Annotated in this window: 9 protein-coding genes and 3 pseudogenes; all 12 read left to right on the top strand. The window is 40.7% G+C overall.

Features of this window, described 5'->3' with window-relative positions; translation table 11 throughout:
* Nucleotides 1-57 precede the first annotated feature (57 nt).
* The 12 genes and pseudogenes from pdxA (at nucleotide 58) to IPK31_18610 (ending at nucleotide 19,958) form a co-directional block, all read left to right on the top strand.
* The gene (gene pdxA / locus IPK31_18665) at nucleotides 58-1,083 is read left to right on the top strand and encodes a 4-hydroxythreonine-4-phosphate dehydrogenase PdxA (GenBank protein MBK8089776.1); all 1,026 of its coding nucleotides are present in this window, start codon (nucleotides 58-60) and stop codon (nucleotides 1,081-1,083) included.
* Nucleotides 1,084-1,137: 54 nt separating this feature from the next.
* Nucleotides 1,138-2,232: a four-carbon acid sugar kinase family protein gene (locus IPK31_18660; GenBank protein ID MBK8089775.1), complete on the top strand. Its 1,095-nt coding sequence runs from the start codon at nucleotides 1,138-1,140 to the stop codon at nucleotides 2,230-2,232.
* Nucleotides 2,233-2,294: 62 nt separating this feature from the next.
* Nucleotides 2,295-3,836, top strand: a complete 1,542-nt coding sequence (locus IPK31_18655) for a sodium:solute symporter (GenBank protein MBK8089774.1) — start codon at nucleotides 2,295-2,297, stop codon at nucleotides 3,834-3,836.
* A 1,549-nt stretch (nucleotides 3,837-5,385) separates the two neighbouring features.
* The gene (locus IPK31_18650; protein MBK8089773.1) at nucleotides 5,386-6,288 is read left to right on the top strand and encodes a sugar phosphate isomerase/epimerase; all 903 of its coding nucleotides are present in this window, start codon (nucleotides 5,386-5,388) and stop codon (nucleotides 6,286-6,288) included.
* Between the two features lie 134 nt (nucleotides 6,289-6,422).
* Nucleotides 6,423-8,964 (top strand): annotated as a pseudogene (locus IPK31_18645) (L-rhamnose mutarotase).
* 46 nt (nucleotides 8,965-9,010) lie between these two features.
* Entirely contained in the window at nucleotides 9,011-10,081 is a 1,071-nt protein-coding gene (locus IPK31_18640) for a Gfo/Idh/MocA family oxidoreductase (GenBank protein MBK8089772.1), read from the top strand.
* Nucleotides 10,082-10,177: 96 nt separating this feature from the next.
* A pseudogene (locus IPK31_18635) lies at nucleotides 10,178-11,766 on the top strand (sodium/solute symporter).
* 8 nt (nucleotides 11,767-11,774) lie between these two features.
* Entirely contained in the window at nucleotides 11,775-13,142 is a 1,368-nt protein-coding gene (locus tag IPK31_18630) for an MFS transporter (GenBank protein MBK8089771.1), read from the top strand.
* 162 nt (nucleotides 13,143-13,304) lie between these two features.
* Complete coding sequence (locus tag IPK31_18625; GenBank protein MBK8089770.1) at nucleotides 13,305-15,350, top strand: alpha-rhamnosidase; 2,046 nt, start codon at nucleotides 13,305-13,307, stop codon at nucleotides 15,348-15,350.
* A 1-nt stretch (nucleotide 15,351) separates the two neighbouring features.
* Nucleotides 15,352-17,366: pseudogene (locus tag IPK31_18620) on the top strand (glycoside hydrolase family 127 protein).
* Nucleotide 17,367: 1 nt separating this feature from the next.
* Entirely contained in the window at nucleotides 17,368-18,606 is a 1,239-nt protein-coding gene (locus IPK31_18615; protein ID MBK8089769.1) for a ribulose-bisphosphate carboxylase large subunit family protein, read from the top strand.
* Nucleotides 18,607-18,656: 50 nt separating this feature from the next.
* On the top strand, nucleotides 18,657-19,958 hold the full coding sequence (locus IPK31_18610; protein ID MBK8089768.1) for a four-carbon acid sugar kinase family protein: 1,302 nt from the start codon (nucleotides 18,657-18,659) through the stop codon (nucleotides 19,956-19,958).
* Nucleotides 19,959-19,994 lie beyond the last annotated feature (36 nt).

Below are 19,994 nucleotides of genomic sequence, written 5' to 3'. Positions count from 1 at the left end.
TTCAAACCGCCGACAGGGTTTTCAACCGCTGTCGGGGTTTGTTTAAACATTTGAAAAATGAGCAAACCGGTTTTAGCAATAACAATGGGCGATCCTGCAAGCATCGGGCCTGAGATTGCTGTGAAAGCATTGCTGCGAAAAGAGATTCATGAAATATGCAAACCGCTTCTTGTAGGTGATGCAGTTGTATTTCAGCAGATCATTGATTTACTGAAGCTGAATGCAAAAGTAAATGCTGTGGCAAAAGTGACTGATGCAAAATTTGAATTGGGAACCATTGATGTGTTTGATCTGGGCATTACTGATATCAATAAACTGGAGTTTGGAAAAATCAATGCCATGTGCGGCGAAGCTTCTTTTCAGGCCGTGAAGAAAGCCATTGAGCTGGCTTTGGCAAAAGAAGTGGATGGAACGGTTACTGGCCCCATCAATAAAAAATCTATTAATGAGGCCGGTCATCATTATGCAGGTCATACAGAAATTTATGCGCATTATACCGGCACAAAGAAATATGCCATGCTGCTGGTGGAAGATCATATCAATGTAATTCATGTAAGTACGCATGTATCGCTTCGACAAGCCTGTGATCTGGTAAAGAAAGAACGCATTGTGCAGGTGATTGAACTGATTGTTGATGGATTGAAACGGTTGGGAAAAACAAATTTGAAAATAGGTGTGGCGGGATTAAATCCGCATGCAGGTGACAGTGGTTTGTTTGGCACTGAAGATGACCAGGAAATTTTACCGGCAGTACTGGAAGCAAAACGGTTAGGTTATGATGTGGAAGGGCCTGTTCCTCCCGATACCATGTTTGCAAAAGCAGCAATGGGAGCATATGGTGGTGTGGTTGCCATGTATCATGACCAGGGACATATTCCTTTTAAACTGGCAGGTTTTAAATGGAATGCAGAAAAACAACAGATGGACAGTGTGAAAGGCGTGAACATTACTTTGGGTCTGCCGATCATCCGTACATCTGTTGATCATGGAACTGCGTTTGAAATTGCAGGAAGGGGAATTGCCAGTCCTGATGCGATGATCTTTGCTATTGAAAGTGCGGTGCAGCTAAGTAAACACAAATAATGAATGATGAGTAATGAGTAGCTCACTCATTTCTCATCACTGATCACTCATCATATGATAGCAGTTGTTGCAGATGATTTTACCGGGGCGGCTGAATTGGCCGGCATCAGTCTGCGTTACGGACTGAAAGTGGAATTGTACACCGGTGAAGTAGTTGCAACCGATGCAGATGTATTGATTGTATCAACCGACAGTCGTTCATTGAAAAAAGAAGCTGCTCTTGAAATTACTGCGGATACATTGAAGCGACTTTTGGAATTAAAACCGGAATTCATTTATAAAAAGATTGATTCGGTTTTGCGTGGTTATGTGCTGGAAGAACTGAAGGTGCAGATGCAATTATCAGGTAAGGCAAAAGCAATTGTTCTGCCCGCCAACCCATCACTTGGACGAACAATTAATAACGGTGAATATTTTATTGATGGTAAAAGAATTACTGAAACCGGGTTTGTGAATGATCCTGAATTTCCGGTAAGCAGTTCTTTTATAAAGAAAATTCTGAATGATGATAGTGTGAAAGTGTTGAAGTATTCTGACTTTCTGCCTGACCAGGGAATCATTGTTGGAGAAGCTGTTACTGTTGATCATGTGAAGCGGTGGGCATCAATTACTGATCAGTCTTTTGTTTTAGCAGGAGCAGGTGATTTCTTTACAGGTATTCTGAATAACAGGTATGCTGTTCGTTTACAGGAGAAAGCGATTTTACAAAAGCCGCTTTTATATGTTTGCGGTACAGCGTTTAATGATAGAAAAGAATTCATCAGCAGAATCAGTAAAGAGCTGGGCTGTGTTTCCTATATGCCGGATGAAATCAATGAAGAATGGCTGAAGAAAACCTGCGGCGTAATAAAAGAAAAAGGCAAAGCTGTTCTTGCAATTGCTGATTCAAACATTTCAGCACTGGAATTAAGAACCGCAATGGCAAAAGCAGTCAAAGAAATTGTGGAAAGAGAAGATGTAAAAGAAATTTTTATTGAAGGAGGTTCAACTGCCGCCGCAATACTGGAAGAAATAAAGATCAAACAGCTTTCACCTGTGAACGAGTTGCAACGTGGTGTGGTAAGGATGAAAGCTAATGACTTACTGATCACTGTAAAACCCGGCAGTTACGAATTGCCTGAGGAAATAAAACGATTATTCACCATTTAAAAACGGCCTTGATTTATCAGGGTCTTAAGCCCCTACTTCGCAGGGGTTTGGGGAGGCCACCAATGAATCATTTGCATGTCATAGATTACTGTATTATACTTTTCGTGTTGGGTATTACTTTGTACCTCGGCTTCAGGTTTGCCAATAAACAAACAACTACTGAAAATTATTTTCTGTCGAAGGGAAATTTTCCGTCTTGGGCTTTGGGTTTATCCTTACTCTCCACACTTATCAGCAGTGTTACATTTCTCGGCTATCCTGCACAGGGATTTACGAGCAACTGGATATTACTTGTACAGGGATTGATGGTGCCGGTAGTATTATTGGGAACCATCTGGTTCATTGTCCCTTTATTCAGGAAAGTTATCGGGCTGAGTACCTATGAATATTTTGAAAAACGTTTTGGCGGCTTTGCCCGTTACTACAGTTCATCTTCATTTATTCTGCGGCAGTTTGCAGGAATGGGAACTGTATTGTTTTTAATTGCTGTAGCTATTAACAGCATGACCAATATCAATCCCTTCATCATTCTTCTTGCAGTTGGTTTTATTCTCATCATTGTAAATCTCAAAGGCGGCATGCAGGCTGTTATCTGGCTCGATGTATTCCAGGGATTCATGTTATTTGCAAGCGGAATTATTTGTTTAGGCGTATTGTTGTTCTCTATTAAGGGAGGAGTTCCTGAAGCAATCAAAGTGGCAACAGAAAATGGACGTGCAGGATTTGGGCCTTACGATATTGATTTTACAAGACTCACTTTAATTGTAATGATCATCAACGGATCATTTTATGCCATTCAGAAATACGGAACCGATCAAACAGTTGTTCAACGATACCTCACTGCCAAAACAGATAAGTCGGCCATCAAAGCATCTTTCATTGGTATTTTATTAACCGTTCCCATCTGGACGATGTTTATGTTTATTGGTACAGCCTTATTTGTTTTCTATCAACAACAGGGCTTGCCTGAAGGAATGAAAGCTGAAGCTGCATTCCCTCATTTTATTATGACACAGTTACCCATTGGTGTAGTTGGTTTCATTGTAGCTGCATTGATATCTGCTGCCATCTGCAGTTTAAGTGCCGATTTAAATTCACTGGCCGCAGTGGGAGTGGAAGATTATTACAAAAAGATCGTTCCCAACAAACCTGACAAACAATACCTGCGTGCAAGCAAAACATTTGTTCTCATCTCAGGTTTAATTTCAATTGGTATCGGTGCCTTGTATTTAAATACGGGGAATGAAGGTGTGTTGGGAGTGGTGTTTACACTCTACGCAATTTTCTCTGGAGGAATTGTTGGTATATTTTTACTGGGATTGTTCAGTGCACGCACCAACAGGCAGGGAATCAATATCGGCATCATTGTCTGCATCCTGTTTACAGCTTATGCATTGCTTACATCAACTCCCATCGGTGTAAAAAATCCAAAACTCCTTGTTGATTTTGGTAAATTTAATTTCACACATCACAAACTCATGCTGGGTGTGTACAGTCACCTCATTGTAATTGTGGTGGGCTATATTGCCAGTTTGTTTTTTCCAAAGCCAGTACTGGCAGATAATTTATTGTACAGCAGCTGGAAATTAAACCGGCATAAATAAATGGATAATTATGAAAAGGATAATTGATATTGTTCCCGGCAGTTATACTTCTATGATGCTTCTGTTGCGTCGCACACTTGTGCGTTCTGTTCACAATTCATCAACCCACCCCAACCCCTCCCAAGAGGGGATAACAGCACACATCCCCCGCTTTGCGAAGAGTTTGCTGTTAATAGTTAGCTTTTCGAAAATTAAAAGATTAATGAATTGCTTTTCTTTTCAACAAGCCAGGGCTGTGCTCAGCCAATCCCCCCTTCGGGGGGTGGGGTGGCTTTTGTGCTTTGTGTTTCTGTGGTTCAACTCGTCTGCACAACTGAATACCGATAACCAATACAGTAAGCCATTAAAAGAAGTCTTGAACGATATTCAAAAAAAATACGGCATTACCATCAAGTATGCTGATAGCATGGTGGCAAATAAAAAAGTAACTTATGCAGAGTGGAAGTTTCGTCCCGATGTGGAAGTAACACTGGATAATATTCTGAAGCCGCTTGAATTAAAAGTAAAAAAAGAAAAGGAGAAGCAATACAAACTCAGTGCATATGAATATTACCGCTGGCCTGTAGAAGAAGGCTGGGCAGAACTTGATCGCATTGCATCACAATACAAAACTCTTGATGAATGGGAAAAACGGAAACAGGATTTAAAACAGTGTATGCTGGAAGCATTGCTGTTATCCAAACTTCCTGCAACGCCCAACAGTAAACCCGTCATCACACCCAAACGGATCTATGATGGATATACAGTAGAAAATATCGCCATTGAAATTTTGCCCGGTGTATGGATCAATGGTTCTTTATACAAACCATTAAAATATAAAGGAAAGATTCCTGTCATCTTAAACCCCGATGGTCATTGGGAAAAACAACGTTACCGTCCCGATTGTCAATACCGTTGTGCAGCATTAGCAAAGATGGGTGCCATTGCTTTCAGTTATGATCTGTTTGCATGGGGTGAATCTTTGCTTCAGTTTAAATTCGAAGATCACCGCAGAAGTTTATCCATGACGATACAGGCATTAGGAAGTATCCGCATTCTTGATTACCTGTTAGCACAAAAAGATGCTGATACAAACCATGTGGCAATAACGGGTGGTTCAGGTGCAGGAAGTCATGCAGTATTAATGACGGCATTGGATAATCGCATTAAAGTATCAGCACCGGTTGTGGCAATATCTTCCTACTTCTATGGTGGCTGTCCCTGCGAAAGTGGAATGGATGTTCACAGTTGTGGAAGCCGTACAGATAATGTGGAGATCGCTGCAATGGCAGCACCCCGTCCGCAGTTACTTGTAAGTGATGGTGGCGACTGGACAGATAAAATGCCGGAGCATGATTTTCCATATTTGCAAAAGATGTACAGCTGGTACGGAAAGAAAGAGAATGTCAGCAATGTACATCTGCCCGATGATAAGCATGATTTTGGTATCAGTAAACGCATAGCCGTGTATGAGTTCATGGCAAAATACCTGAACTTAAATTTAAAAGCCATCGAGGATGTAACCGGTAAAATAGATGAATCAAAAATTACCATTGAACCTGAAAAGAATATGTATGTGTTTGGTGATAACGGTGAGAATCTTCCTGCACATGCAGTAAAAGGATTTGAAAACTTAGAAAAAGTATTTGCAGATGAAATTGAGAAAGCCAGAACAAATCAGCGGTATAAAATTGGGTTGATAGATTTGATGTTGCTTAAACGTCAGAAGCTTGGCGCCATTACTTTAACTGCTCAACTGAAAGCAGATGGAGTGGAAGTGGACATGGGAGGATTGGGCACCCGTGCAACATTCGACAATCAATTACTAACTGACAGTGTACGCAATCAATTCATCAAAACTGCCAAAGAAAATAAAATAGAAATATTCAGTTTGGCCATGACGGGATATTATGCCCAGTCATTTTGCGGAAGAACAGAATATATCCGCAGCATTGAAGATTGCATCAGGACAATGAAACTGATGAATGTAAAAGTGGCTTTTCTTCCATTAGGTGTTCAATGCGATATCAAAAAGAATCCATCTGTACGTGATTCAGTGATAGCCCGGTTGAAAGTGGCGGGTAAGTTGGCTGAACAGGCAGGTGTTGTCATTGGTATTGAAACATCTTTAAGTGCTAAAGAAGAAGTGCAGTTGCTGAAAGAAATCGCTTCGCCGGCTATTAAAATCTATTTCAACTTTTCCAATCCATTGAAAGAAGGAAGAGATTTGATAACCGAAATAAAAACATTAGGGAAAGATCGCATCTGTATGATACATGCAACAAATAAAGACAGCGTGTGGTTACAGAACGATCCGCAGATTGACATGCATAAAGTAAAGAAAACGCTGGATGAAATTGGCTGGATGGGATGGCTGGTGATTGAACGCAGCCGTGATGCAAAGAAACCATCCGATACAAAATATAATTATGGTGCAAATGCGGCTTATTTGAAGAAGGTATTCCAGGAATAGTTTTACCGATCACAAATAGTAAGATTGTCCATCTTTTTAGCGATTCCTCACATTTTTCAGGGTGGACTGTTTGGGTACATTTAATGGCTGATTACTGGGTTTTTCAGTCTAACTTGAATGTATAACAGTTACGAATGAAACGATTGCCTTTTTGCCTGCTGGCTTTATTGCTTTTCCTCAATTTATCTGCATGGGCAGTTGATATTTACGTTTCGCCAAACGGTTCCGATTTCAACGATGGTTCAAAAGACAAGCCATTTGCAACGCTCAACATGGCATTACGTAAAGCAAGGGAACTGCGTCGGTTGAATGATGAAAGTATTAAAGCTGGCATTCATATTATTTTACGGGGTGGTAATTATCAGGTTCTGGAAACCATTGTCATAAAACCGGAAGATAATGGTACCCGGGAAAGCTCCACCTTTATTGAAGCAGCCCCAAATGAAAAACCTGTTTTAAGTGGAGGAGTACAAATCAGCAATTGGAAAAAATTAACAGCCGCTGTCAATGGCTTGCAAAAAAAAGTTCAAAATCAAATTTGGGTGGCCGATGTGCCGCAGGTAAATGGCAATAATTTTAATTTTCGCCAACTGTGGGTGAACGATGCAAAAGCAGTGAGAGCAAAATCTTCCAACGGAGAGGCGATGCCCGCCCGGTCAGGCCATTCGGACAGGCTTCGCATTTTAAACTGGAACAAAGCAGAAGCTGCTTGTGTGATACCAACACTTCCATTTATCAATTTAGATAAGACAAGACAACTGGAATTATTTATTCATCAATGGTGGGAGATTGCCAACCTGCGGGTGAAGAAAGTGCAGGTGATGGGTGACAGTACTAAATTGTTTTTTCATCAGCCGGAAAGTAAAATACAAAACGAACATCCCTGGCCTGCGCCCTGGCTGAGTAAAGAAACCGGCAACTCCGCTTTTTATTTAACCAATGCCATTCAATTTTTAGATGAACCTGGTGAATGGTATTTAGATGTAGTGAATAAGAAAATTTATTACTGGCCACGCAGCAATGAAAATTTAGCAACCGCAAAAGTAATAGTGCCATTTACCGAAACATTGATCAGCGTAGAAGGAACAATTGATAACCCGGTTAAAAACCTGGTGATTGATGGAATTTCTTTTCAGCATACAGGATGGTTACGTCCGTCGCTTCAAGGACATGTGCCGCACCAGATAGGTTTGTATATGACGGAGGCATACCGATTAAAACCTGCAGGTACAAAGGAGAAACCGATGTTGGATAACCAGGCATGGGTTGGCAGGCAAGCTGCCGCAGTTGAAATGAATTACGCTGTAAGAACAAGAATTAAGAACTGCTCTTTTCTTCACTTGGCTGCAACAGGTATTGATTTGAAAAAGGGTGTGCAGGATAACATGACGAAGAATAATTTGTTCAGCGATATTGGCGGCACAGCCATACTGGCTGGTAATTATGGTGATGAAGGAAGAGAAATTCATTTGCCGTTTAATTCGAAAGATGAAAGAGAGAAATGCGATGTTATTTTTATTGAAAATAATTTTATCACGAATGCTACCAATGAAGACTGGGGCACAGTAGGTATTGGCTGTGGTTTTGTGAGCAGAACAAGTATTCGTCATAATGAAATTGAAAACGTATCATACAGTGGTATCAGCTTAGGTTGGGGATGGACACCCGAACAGAATATGATGAAGGGTAACAGGATTGTTGCTAACAAAATTCATCATTACGGCAAATGGAATTATGATTGTGCCGGTATTTATACATTAAGTGCACAACCTAATTCTGTTATTGAAGAAAATTATATCGACAGTATTTACAAATCGCCCATTGCACATTTACCATCACACTGGTTTTATATTTATACGGATGAAGGCTCTTCTCACTTCAGTGTAAAAAATAATTGGACTCCTTCACAAAAATATTTACAGAATGCCAATGGTCCTGGTAATGTGTGGAGCAATAATGGCCCGCAGGTGCACGACAGTGTAAAGCAAAATGCGGGACTGGAAAAACGCTTTCAATATTTAACCGCTAACAAAACTGCAAAGACAGGAGTCATAAACGAAGAGCACAACGAAGTGATTGAATTGGTTGTGAAAGATGGAATGCAATTGAACTTACCCAAGTTGAAAGAACTGCTGGCGAAGAATAATATGGACAGCAATGCTATTTATCATTGGCAGAATCATTATGTCATCTTTGATAAAGTGCAAGACATTGGAGTAATGCAGGGACGCATTGCAAATAATTTTCCCGAAGCTGAAGTAAGAGTCTATCACGATCTATTTTACGAATACAGCAAGAAAAAAACATTGTACTGATAAAACAGTAGCAAAAGAATGGGATCAAATTATTCTTACTGCTAATCTTGTTGCTGATGAAAAGTTGCAGAAGGAATATCTTGATTATCATGCTACACAGTTTGAAAAATGGCCGGAGATATCGAAAGGATTTTGCAATGCAGATTTTCAACAGTTGCTGTTGTTCAGGAATGGAAGGCAGTTGATGTTGATTATCAGCATTCCAAAAGGGGAGAGTTTAGATAAACTCAATCCAAGAACAACTACCAACAACCCAAGAGTAGATGATTGGAATAAGATCATGAAAAAATACCAGGAAGGAATTAAAGGAACGAAGCCGGGTGAGACTTGGGTGTTTCTAAGTCCGATCAATAATGAGTAATGAATGAATAGCCACCGGATTTATCCGGTGGTAATAAAAAATAAATATGTTGACAATCGGAATTTTAGGTTTAGGTGAAGGCCGCAGCACAATGTCTGCTGCATTGCAAAGCAAAAAACTGCATCTCAAAACTATTTGTGATCGCAACGAAGAGTTGTGCAAACAACGTTGTAAAGAATTTGGATTTACAAACTATACAACCAACTACGATGATCTGTTGAATGATGCAGAGATCGATATCATTGCTATTTATACACCTGATCATTTGCATGCCGATCATATTAAACAGGCATTGCTGCATGGCAAACATGTGATATGCACCAAACCATTCATTGATGATTTAAGTCGTGCAAAAGAATTACTTGAACTGCAAAAACAAACCGACAAAAAAGTATTCGTTGGACAAAGCTCCCGTTTCTTCGAACCATACAAACGTCAACGTAAAGATTTTGAAGCAGGAGAAATTGGCGAACTCATTACTATCGAAAGTCATTACAATGCCGATCATCGTTGGTTCCTCGAAAAGAAATGGGCATTGGAAGATTCATTTAAATGGTTGTACGGTGGTTTAAGTCATCCTGTTGATTTTATTCGCTGGTATTTGCCCAACATTGAAGAAGTGATGGGCTATGGTATGATCAGCAGCAATGGGGAAATTGCCGGATTAAAAAATGAAGACACGATGCATTTTATCTTCAAATCAACTGACGGACGTATTGCAAGAGTAAGTGGCAGTTACACCGGCCCAACACAACCGGTGAAAAGAGATAGTGGTATGAGCTGTGTCTTGAGAGGAACAATTGGTGCAAGTCAGGCCGATTATCATGAACTGCGTTATGCTATCACCGATAAAACAGGCGAAGAAAAAATTATTCATTGGGGCGATACTACCTTAAAATATTATTTCCGTTTCGAAGGACAAAGTCATCATGCAGGCGAGTATCAAAACTATTTGGAATACTTCGCCGATTCTATTGAGCAAGGTTTCACTGCTTATCCCGATATGAAAGAAGGTATTGGAACAGTAGCGTTGTTGCAGGCAATGGATAAAAGTTTAAAGACAGGTATGCCGGTGAAGATAGCAGACATAATGAAACAATATGATTTGGCCCCCTAAATCCCCCGGAGGGGGACTTTGTGGCGTGCCATTTATAAAACTATTTAAAGTATCGTAAACGAAAGCCTCCCCTCCGGGGAGGTTTGGAGGGGCTTCATGAACGAAATCTACAATAAACTCACAACGCTTGACTTTGCCATCATCGCAATTTATCTCATTGCATTGCTGGTCATTGGTTATATCGCCAGTTTCCGCAATAAGAAAAAGATGAAACGCTGTTCATGGCAGGCAATTCACTTAACTGGTACAACATTGGTTTCAACATGTGGGGAACAAATGTTGGCCCATCCTCATTGCTTGCATTTGCAAGCATTGGATTTTCGGCAGGTATTGTTGGTGGAAATTTCGAATGGTATGCGTTTGTTTTTTTGCTGTTGCTGGCAATGGTATTTGCACCTCGTTACATTGCAAGTAAAGTCAGCACCATGCCCGAGTTCATGGGCAAACGATATGGAAAAAGCACACAGGATATTTTAGCTGGCTATGCACTCATAAAAATTTTGATCAGTTGGCTGAGTCTTGGTTTATTCAGCGGAGGAATTTTAGTGCGGCAGATCTTAGGCATACCGATGTGGCAATCAACAATAGTGCTGGTTGCATTCTCTGGATTGTTCACTTACATGGGGGGGTTAAAAGCAATTGCAAAAGTGAATGTGTTCCAAATGATCTTATTGATCATTGTTTCATTAGCATTAACGTTTATCGGTTTGCAAAAACTTGGAGGCATCACTGCCTTAATTGATAAAACACCTGGTCATTTCTGGAATTTAATTCATCCAGCATCCGATCCCGGTTATCCATGGCATGCATTGTTGTTAGGTTATCCTGTATCTGCTGTTGCATTTTTTTGTACCGATCAAAGTATGGTGCAAAGTGTGTTGGGTGCAAAGAATTTAAAGCAGGGACAGTTGGGTGTAAATTTTATCGGCTGGTTAAAAGTATTGGCATTGCCCATGTTTATTCTGCCCGGCATTTTGTGTTTTGCATTATACCCCGAACTGACCGATGATAAATTAGCCTCCATGACCATGGTCACCAATTTATTTCCTTCGGGATTAAATGGTTTGGTCATTTGTGTGTTGATAGCTGTATTGGTTGCAACAATTGGTTCGTCATTAAATGCATTGAGTACTGTTTTTACAAAAGATATTTATGTAAACAACATGAATCCGCAGGCAACAATAAAACAACAGATCAATGTTGGTCGCTATACCGTTATTGCTGGTTGCGTGTTAGCTGTGTTAATGGCAATTGCTTTTGATAATATAAAAGGCAAAACACTCTTCGATATTTTTCAATCGATCTTAGGTTACCTCGCTCCACCATTAGCTGTAACATTTTTGTTGAGTGTATTCTGGAAGCGCACCACCAAACTTGCAGTGAATGTAATTTTATCAGCCGGCTCTGCATTTAGTTTGCTTGTTGGTATGCTCAACTTATGGATCTTGCCACCCGATGCTGCAACAGGTGAAAACACATGGTGGCCACATTATTTCCTTATCTCGTTTTACATATTTGCAGTGTTGTTTGTAGCAGCCATCATCATTTCGTTAGTAGATAAAAACAAAATAACGGCAGCTATTGAAACAGCACCCATACCAAAAACAGATAAGCAGGTAAAAATTCTCTTTATTTTATTAGGACTCGTTATACTATCCCTTTACATCATTTTTAACGGACATTAAATACACATATGGAACTTAAAAAAGGAAGCTTAAAAAGTACGATCGCCGTATCGCTTACAAATTATCTGGATGCCGGCGCAATTGTGGCAGGCGCAAGCGGGTTAACTCTTTGGCAAAATTACCTTGGGCTTAACGAAGGGCATCTCGGTTGGCTGAATGCAATCAGCGCCAACGCTTTTGGTGCAGCAATTGGCGCCATTTTCGGTGGTTTTCTGGCCGACAAATACGGACGAAAAACCATTTATACTTACAACATGCTTTTGTATATGCTGGGTATAATCATTATCATGTTCACCGTTAATTTTCCCATGCTGTTGACCGGCTTCCTCGTTACCGGTATTTCTGTGGGAGTGGGTGTTCCTGCCTCATGGACTTATATTTCCGAAAATTCGGAAGTGGGTAACAGAGGTAAGAATATGGGTATTTCACAATTTGCCTGGGGTGTTGGTCCAATGATTATTTTACTTTTGGGAATGCTCCTTGCTCCCGGCAAAGCTGATGCATCAGCCGGTGTTTTATTTAGTTACGTACAAAAAATAGCAACGTTCATTGTTGGTAACGATGCAAGCGTTGAGGCAATCAATGTATTTAGCAGCCGTATTATTTTTGCTTCTTTGTTAGTTGTAGCATTCATTGCATGGACATTGCAACGGAAACTCAATGAATCAAAAGATTGGGAAGAGGCAAAAAAATTGCAAACCAACGAAAAACAACCGGGCGTTTTTGCATCCTTTGGTACGCTGTTTACCAACAAAGTAAATATCCGAACCATGCTTTTCCTGGCAGGTATTTACATTAGCTGGAATATGGTGGCATCGGTAATGGGTTTCTTTCAGCAACATATTTATGAAACCGCAGGTGGTCTTTCCAACGGGGAGGCCAATATGATTACGGCAGTACAATGGGTCATAATTATTGCAGTAACATATTTTGGCTTCGCCATGCTGGTTGATAAAGTGAATCAACGATGGCTTTATGTTTTCGGCACATCAATAGGAATTGTGGCCTGGTGCATCCTTATTTTTATAGGGATAAAAAATCATTTTGCCCTATGGACTTTCACTATGCTTTGGGGCATACATGCAGGAATAAGCGTACAGGCATTTTATGCGCTTTGGGCGTCGGAACTTTTTCCTGCAAAATACCGGGCGGCTGCTCAGGGTATCATGTTCTTTGCGGTGAGAAGCATTGCGGCGGTATGGGGATTTGGTTTTGTAAATATTTATGGCGAAAACGGAGAAGGATTTTACACTGCAGCCTACATTATGATCGGGCTGCTGCTTGTGGCTCTGATCATTGGAACGATTTGGACACCAAAAACCCAGGGCAAATCATTAGAACAAATAACTAAAGAAAGATACAGAGAGGATATTTAGATTATTAAGGCAGCGTCTAAATAACGTAAGCAAGTAACACGAAGTAGATAACAGCGAAGCAATTAACGTGAAGCAAATGATTAACTCTTTTTACCGAATACTTCTTCGGCTCCAACATGGATATGGTATCCCGGCGATTTTGAAATTGTATTGGCTAATAAAGTGCAAAACCGTCGTACCGAACGTGGCACTTTCTTTCCGGTGTTCTGGAAAATAGATAACCATTATGTGTTGATGGATTTTCATAAAGTATTTGATGTGCCTGCACCTGAAACCGTTGATATTTATGTGGAAGGAGAATACAATGTAAAGCTTAATGGAAAAGCATTTGAAGGTAGTCCGAAGCAGATTACTGTTCCTGCTGGTAAACATAAAATCAACATCAAAGTATTTAACCAGGTCAACGTGCCTGCTGTTTTTGTAAAAGGAAAGACAATTGCGTCTGATGCATCATGGTTGGTAACATTTGAAGACAAAGAATGGATTGATGAAACAGGAAAAGCATCCGACATCTCCGCTACCAGATGGGTAAATGCAGGAAGTTCGAATTTTAACTCTCCAACGCAATTGCCTTCGCAATTTATGTTGCCCACAAAAGAGCAATCAGCAGTGTCTGTTACAAAAGACAAGCAATCGATGTTGGTGGATTTTGGCAAGGAAACGTTTGGTTTTATTCAATTGCATGGCCTTGCCGGAAAAGGTAAATTATCGGTGTATTATGGCGAATCAGAGGAAGAAGCATTGTCTATTGAACATTGTGAGACGTTGGATAGAGTGGATGTAGACAACCCTGCAAAGAAAAATGAGATCATGAAGTTGTCGAAAGCCTATCGTTTTGTAAATGTGCAATACGATGAAGGCGTAACGCTTGATTCTGTTTCGATGCTTTATGAATATGCTGATGTAAAAGAACGTGGCAGCTTCACCTGTAATGATGAAAAGATCAATCGTATTTATGATGTAGCGAAATATACATTTGAATTAAATACAAGAGAATTTTTCATTGACGGCATCAAACGTGACCGTTGGATTTGGAGTGGTGATGCGTATCAGAGCTATCTCATGAACTATTATCTATACTTCGATAGTGAAACCGTAAAACGTACAACGTACGCCTTGCGTGGTAAAGATCCGGTAACTGGCCATATCAACACCATCATGGATTACACCTTCTACTGGTTCCTCGGCATTTATGATTATTATCTCTACACCGGGGATAAAAATTTTATTGCACAGAACTATGATCGCATGAAAACGCTGATGGATTATATTTTGGCAAGAAGAAATAAAGATGGGTTGATGGAATGGATGACTGGCGACTGGATCTTTATTGATTGGGCTGAAGGCCTTAGCAAAAAAGGCGAAGTAAGTTTTGAACAGTTGTTACTTGCACGTAGTTTGGAGACAATGGCATTGTGTGCCAACATTTCCAACGATAAAGATGCAGCAACAGAATACAATGCGTTGGCTGCTGATATGCGTAAAAAACTTTTTGATATTTATTGGAATGATCAGAAACAAGCATTGGTGCACAGCCGTGTTGATGGCAAGCAAACGGAAGACGTAACACGTTATGCAAACATGTTCTTCATCTTCTTCGATTATTTCAATCAGCAACAAAAACAACAGGTAAAAACTTCTGTGTTGTTGAATAATAATATTCAGAAGATCACTACACCTTATATGCGCTTCTACGAACTGGAAGCATTGTGTGCTTTGGGCGAACAGTCTTATGTGTTGAAGGAAATGAAGGATTATTGGGGTGGCATGTTGAAGCTTGGTGCAACAAGTTTCTGGGAAGAATACAATCCTGCAAAACAAGGTGCAGAACATTATGCGATGTATGGCAGGGAGTTTGGAAAAAGCTTATGTCATGCCTGGGGTGCAAGTCCTTTGTATTTGCTCGGTAAATATTATCTCGGTGTAAAACCAACTGCACCCGGTTATGCGGCGTACCTTGTTGAATCAAACCTTGGCGGACTTGAATGGATACAGGGTAAAGTGCCAACACCAGACGGTGAAATTGAATTGTATGTAAGTAAAGAGCAAGTGAAGATCAAAGCTGCAACAGGTGAAGGAACCATCCGTTTGAAAAGTAAAACACAACCTTCAGGCAACAATGTGACGGCTGTTGCAAACGGAAATGATGTGTACGATATCATAGTGAAACCCGGAACAGAATATACAATCAACTATAAAGCGCAGTAAGATGAAAAGACGAAGTGCAATTTTGTTGCTGACTGTTTTATTGCTCAATCAAACTTCAGCACAAACAAGTTTGGTCAATACGCAAGGCAGCAGTTATGCAAAGCTTACCGGCGTAGGCATGAGTGATGTGCAATGGACGAAAGGTTTTGGGCCGAGCGTTTTGCTGTTTGCCGTGATGCGATGCTGCCGCAGCTCTGGCAAACCTATACCAGCAAAGACATCTGTTATTCCTTTCAGAATTTCAGAGTGGCTGCCGGTTTAGATACCGGTCGCTTTCGTGGCCCATCTTTTCATGACGGTGATTTTTATAAAACACTGGAAGCGGTAGCTGCCATGTATGCATCAACTAAAAATCCGCAACTGGAGAAATGGATGGATGAAGCAATTAATGTAATTGGCAAGGCGCAGAAACAAGATGGTTATATCTACACCAAGAACATTATCGAACAAAAGAAATCAGGAAAGGATAAAATGTTTGATGATCAGTTGAGTTTTGAAGCATACAACTTCGGTCATTTAATGACAGCGGCCTGTGTGCATTATCGTGCAACGGGAAAAACAACACTGCTGAACATAGCAAAGAAAGCTGCTGACTTTCTTATTGGTTTTTATAGTTCAGCCTCTCCTGAATTGGCAAGGAATGCGATTTGTCCTTCTCACTACATGGGCTTAACAGAATTGTATCGCACAACAAACGATAAAAAATATCTCGATCTTGTTATTCATCTCATCAACATCCGTGGTACGGTAGAAGGTACAGATGATAACAGCGACCGTGCACCGTTCCGTGAAATGAATAAAGTGGTGGGCCATGCTGTAAGAGCAAATTATTTGTTTGCAGGGGTGGCCGATGTATATGCGGAAACAGGTGATGCTACGTTGATGAACACATTGAATAGAATGTGGAACAATGTCATCAATACAAAAATGTATGTAACCGGTGGTTGTGGTGCATTGTATGATGGTGTGAGTGTGGATGGTACTGCTTACAAACCTGATACGGTACAAAAAGTACATCAGAGTTATGGAAGAGATTTTCAATTGCCAAACTTTAGTGCACACAATGAAACCTGTGCCAATATTGGTAATGTGTTGTGGAACTGGCGTATGTTTTTGCTAGCAGGCGAATCAAAGTATGCTGATATTGTTGAGCTTGCTTTGTACAACAGTGTGCTGAGTGGAGTAAGTCTTGATGGTACAAATTTTTTTTACACCAATCCATTGGCATCAACTGCTGATTATCCTTATCACTTGCGTTGGGAAGGTGGACGTATTCCATACATCAGCAAATCAAATTGCTGCCCGCCGAATGTGGTTCGCACTATTGCTGAAGTGAGTGATTATATATACAGCATTGGTGAAAAAGGCTTGTATGTAAATATGTACGGTGGCAGTACTCTTGCTACTGAGTTGCATGATGGAACAAAGATCAAGCTGGAGCAAACAACAAATTATCCTTGGGATGGAAAGATTACTATAACAATCAAAGAAGCAACAGACAAGCCTGTAAATATCTTTTTAAGAATACCCGGATGGTGTAAAGGATATTCTCTCAGCATAAATGGTTCTTATCCAAAAGTAAAAGATAAAGAAGGTGGGTATATAATCGCAGGAAGAAAATGGCAGAAGGGGGATAAGATAGAATTGAATATGAACATGCCTGCAACTCTTATCGAAAGTAATCCTTTGGTAGAAGAAACAAGAAACCAGGTGACGGTGAAACGTGGGCCAATTGTATATTGCCTGGAATCGAGTGATCTGCCCAAATCAAAAATATTTGATGTGGTGATTCCTGCCAACATCAAACTTCTACCTGTGCCAATGAAAATTGATAACGGCAACATGATGGCTTTAACAGGCGAAGCAAGATTGATTGAACAGAATCAATGGAACAACACATTGTACAAAGAAGTAAATACAAAACTGAAACCGGTAACAATAAAACTCATTCCTTATTACGCATGGGCCAACCGTGGAAAAACGGATATGACGGTTTGGTTGCCTTTAATGAGATAACATGGAACGGATAACAGCAACATATTATATTGAAACACCGTATGCGCCGGAAAAGGCAGCTTCGGTATTGGCAGGTGAACAGTCATCAGGAACATTCGTAGCAGTGCCCGGCGAAACCGAAGAACTGAAACAACGTTTTGCTGGAAGAGTTGAATCGGTTGAAGTTTTGGAAACGGTGAATGAACCTGCGATTCCCGGTGCAACAAGCAAGGATGGCAAATATCATCGTGCCATTGTGAAAGTATCATGGAGCATTGAAAACTTTGGGTACAATCTACCTGTGATGGTCTCAACTCTGCAGGGAAATTTATACGAGATCACACAGTTCACAGGATTGAAGCTGATGGATATTGAATTGCCTGAATCATTCGGCCAACAATTCAAAGGCCCTGCATTTGGTATTGAAGGTTGCAGACAATTAACAGGCGTGCAGGATCGTCCGTTAATCGGCACCATCATCAAACCATCGATTGGTTTATCAGTTGAACAAACTTCTTCAATGGTAAAAACATTAGCCGAAGCAGGAATTGATTTTGTAAAAGATGATGAACTGCTTTCTTCATCTGCCAATTCAAATTTTAATGATCGTGTTGATGCTGTGATGAAAGTGATCAATGCACATGCAGATAAAACAGGTAAGAAAGTGATGTATGCGTTCAATATCAGTGGTGAAGTGGATGAAATGCTGCAGCGTTATGAGAAGATCGTCAACAGTGGTGGCACTTGCGCCATGATCAGTATTAACAGTGTTGGTTTGGCAGGAGCAAAGAAAATTATGGATCAGCGACAGTTGGCTATTCATGCACACCGTAATGGCTGGGGAATGATGACAAGACATCCGTTGTTGGGAATTGATTACAAAGCCTATCAAAAAATATGGCGGTTGGCAGGCGCAGACCAAATGCATGTAAACGGCATAGAGAATAAATTCTGGGAGAGTGATGATAGTGTGGTGGCATCGATTGAAGCATGCTTAACAAAGATGTACGATCATAAAACAGTGTTGCCGGTTGTGTCATCGGGCCAATGGGGTGGACAGGCATTTGAAACATACCGAAGAACAAAGACCGTTGATCTGCTATACATGGCAGGTGGTGGTATTATGGCGCATCCAATGGGAGCAGCAGCAGGTGTGGTTGCATTGCAACAGGCATGGAAAGCAGCAGTTGATGGATTAACGCTGGAAGATGCAGCGAAGATGTATCCTGAGTTTGCAGAATCGGTGAAAAAATTTGGATAACCCCGTCAGCGGTTGCAAACCCTGACGGCGGTTGTTGATATAAAGTTGAAGTGAATAACAAACAAAACATATTACTCGCTTTTTATGGCGATGATTTTACTGGTAGTACCGATGCACTGGAATTTATTACACGTGCCGGTGCAAAAGCTGTGTTGTTTATTGAACCGCCAACAGAGGAACAGTTGCAACAGTTTCCGCAGCTTGATGTGATTGGCGTGGCAGGTAAAACAAGATCATTATCGCAGGGGCAGATGAAAGAGATCTTGATCCCTGCATTTGAACAGTTGAAAGCGAGTGGAGCAAAGCAGGTGCATTATAAAGTGTGCTCTACGTTTGATTCATCGCCTGCTGTGGGAAGTATTGGGAAAGCGATTGATTGTGGAGCGGAGGTATTCCAGAATAAATTGATCCCTGTGTTGGGTGGCGCACCATCGCTTGGAAGATATTGTGTGTTTGGTAATTTGTTTGCACGAATGGGGATTGGCAGTAACGGGAAAATTTATCGGTTGGATCGTCATCCATCAATGAGTAAACATCCGGTTACACCAGCTGATGAAAGTGATCTGCGTTTGCATTTGGGTAAACAGACAACAAAGAAGATTGGATTAATTGATATTTCACAACTGGAACAACCCATTGAAAAATGGAATGATGCAGTAACTGATGAAGAGGTGGTATTGGTTGATGCAATGTATGAATCACAGTTGATCAGGATCGGTGAGTGGATGAACGGACTGGGACAAGAGAAAACTTTGTTCAGTGTTGGCGGATCAAGTGTAGAAGCAGCGTTAGGTAATTATTGGAATGAAAAGAAACTATTGAATCCTGTAACTGAATGGAAGCATCCTGGTAAAGCAGAATCACTATTGGTGATATCAGGCAGTTGTTCACCTGTTAGTGCTGCACAGATCGAATGGGCCAAAGCAAATGGTTTTGCAGAAGTGGTGCTTGATGCAGTGCGAATTGTAAATGAGGGCATAATTGACGATGCAATTGCTGAGCATGTTGGGATATTGTTGCAACAGAAAAATGTGATCGTTCATACAGGTGCAAAAGAGCTGGAGAATCTTTCATCAGAGAAATTGGGGAGGGCTTTGGGAAACATTGCAAAACAAGCAGTGATAAATTCAAATGTTAAACGTGTTGTAATAGCCGGTGGCGATACAAGCAGCTATGCTGCAAGAGCCATGGAGATCGATGCAGTAGAAATGATTGCTCCGTTGGTGAGTGGTGCACCATTGTGCAAAGCGTATTCAAGGAATGAAATGATAAACGGACTGGAAGTAAACTTTAAAGGCGGACAGGTTGGTGGAGAGAATTATTTTGGTGTGTTGTTGAACGGAGAGTTGTAGTGGTGAATTGTGAATGGTCAATGGTGAATTGTGAAT

This window comes from Chitinophagaceae bacterium (assembly GCA_016713085.1).
Taxonomy (GTDB): Bacteria; Bacteroidota; Bacteroidia; order Chitinophagales; family Chitinophagaceae; genus Lacibacter.
This window is presented reverse-complemented; position numbering and strand designations above follow the sequence as displayed.

Bases quoted from the DNA above. Each gene is read 5' to 3' on its own strand.
- IPK31_18630 (MBK8089771.1), top strand. From the start codon at position 11,775: ATGGAACTTAAAAAAGGAAGCTTAAAAAGTACGATCGCCGTATCGCTT.
- IPK31_18660 (MBK8089775.1), top strand. From the start codon at position 1,138: ATGATAGCAGTTGTTGCAGATGATTTTACCGGGGCGGCTGAATTGGCC.
- pdxA (MBK8089776.1), top strand. From the start codon at position 58: ATGAGCAAACCGGTTTTAGCAATAACAATGGGCGATCCTGCAAGCATC.
- IPK31_18615 (MBK8089769.1), top strand. From the start codon at position 17,368: ATGGAACGGATAACAGCAACATATTATATTGAAACACCGTATGCGCCG.
- IPK31_18640 (MBK8089772.1), top strand. From the start codon at position 9,011: ATGTTGACAATCGGAATTTTAGGTTTAGGTGAAGGCCGCAGCACAATG.
- IPK31_18655 (MBK8089774.1), top strand. From the start codon at position 2,295: ATGAATCATTTGCATGTCATAGATTACTGTATTATACTTTTCGTGTTG.
- IPK31_18650 (MBK8089773.1), top strand. From the start codon at position 5,386: ATGTATGTGTTTGGTGATAACGGTGAGAATCTTCCTGCACATGCAGTA.